The 1155-nt window shown below is 66.7% G+C and carries 2 protein-coding genes; both read left to right on the top strand.

The window, feature by feature from the left end; genetic code table 11:
• Nucleotides 1-322, top strand: a 322-nt coding sequence (locus ACFVUS_RS44005; protein WP_387781546.1) for a primase-like DNA-binding domain-containing protein, incomplete at its 5' end; no start/stop codon positions are given.
• Entirely contained in the window at nt 319-693 is a 375-nt protein-coding gene (locus tag ACFVUS_RS44000; protein WP_008742100.1) for a DUF6009 family protein, read from the top strand. The genes ACFVUS_RS44005 and ACFVUS_RS44000, both read left to right, overlap by 4 nt.
• The last annotated feature ends 462 nt before the right edge of the window (nt 694-1155 follow it).

Raw genomic sequence — 1155 nt, 5'->3', positions numbered from 1 at the left:
CCTCGCCGGCGAGAAAGACCTCACCGGCCCCGCCCCGGTCCGCATCGCCACCACCGCCTACGCGGAAACCGAAGACCACACCGGCCGCTTCTTCGAAGAATGCTGCACCTTTGACCCCGACCACCGCGCGGAACAAGCCCGCCTCTACAACGTCTACCGCACCTGGTGCCAGAATGAAGGCGCGCCCACCGTCTCCTCCCGCGCCTTCGCGTCGCGGGCACGCGAGCTCGTAGGCCTTGCCTCACCCAAAGAAATGATCTTGTCCAACTCGAAGAAGTACTACCCCGGCATCGGACTGCTCGCAGAAGAGGAGAACGCATGAGCTCCCTCATCTCCGACGACGAGCTCCACCACGAAATCGACCTCATCTGGCTCGAAGACGTCTCCGAACTCGACTACGTCCGCCAGTCCCTCGACCGCCTCCCCACCCGCCGAGGCAAACCCGCCTACCACCGAGACGGCCGCCTCGTCGGCTACGCCCAGCTCGGCCCCCAGGCCAAGCCCTCGCGCTCCAGCGGTACCTTCCGCCGCCGAGTCTTCTGGCTCCTGCCGCACGACCGCGACACCGTCCCCGACGGCCTCTACGCCACCGGCGCCCCTGCGGAAGCCGTCGACCCGACCACGCTCACCGCCGGCAGCAGAGGCCGCAAGACGGAACGCTCGGAAAGGCCAGCACAGGCTGCGGACGCCTGACGGGATGGTTCTGCGGCAGACGCCTTGCTTTCTGTACGTGATTGTTTGAAGTTCGGTCGCTTCAGTCGCTAGCCATCTGGCGTCATGTCATCTGACCTGCATCTTTGTGTGCAGCGACTCAACCAGCGGACATCCGTCTCTACTCATCTGCATCCTGCGGCTGGCATCGCTGAGGACAGGGTCGGGTTCAGCTCGTGCCGGCTTGGGTGCACGGGTCAGGCCCGGTGCCCAGAGCGCTCTGGGGTCAGTACCACCGGGCACTGCCGACCGAGCCGATGGACAGGACCGAATCCTTCGACCAGAGCGAGAGGAACGATCCGTCGGTGCGGTTCCGGAGGAGCGACAACACGGTCGAGGCGGTCATGGGGCCATCCTGACACGGGGCGGGTCCGGGCCAGCCGGGCGGACCGAGCGCGTGACGGGGGCGTACTCCGCACGGGAGAAGTAGCCGCTCCGGGAGGC

The sequence above is a fragment of the Nocardia sp. NPDC058058 genome, from assembly GCF_042885355.1.
Classification (GTDB): domain Bacteria; phylum Actinomycetota; class Actinomycetes; order Mycobacteriales; family Mycobacteriaceae; genus Nocardia.
Note: the sequence above shows the minus strand (reverse complement) of the source record. Positions and strands in the feature narration are given on the sequence as shown.

What these genes read in the sequence shown, in the direction of transcription:
- ACFVUS_RS44000 (WP_008742100.1), top strand. Translation starts at nt 319, where the DNA reads ATGAGCTCCCTCATCTCCGACGACGAGCTCCACCACGAAATCGACCTC.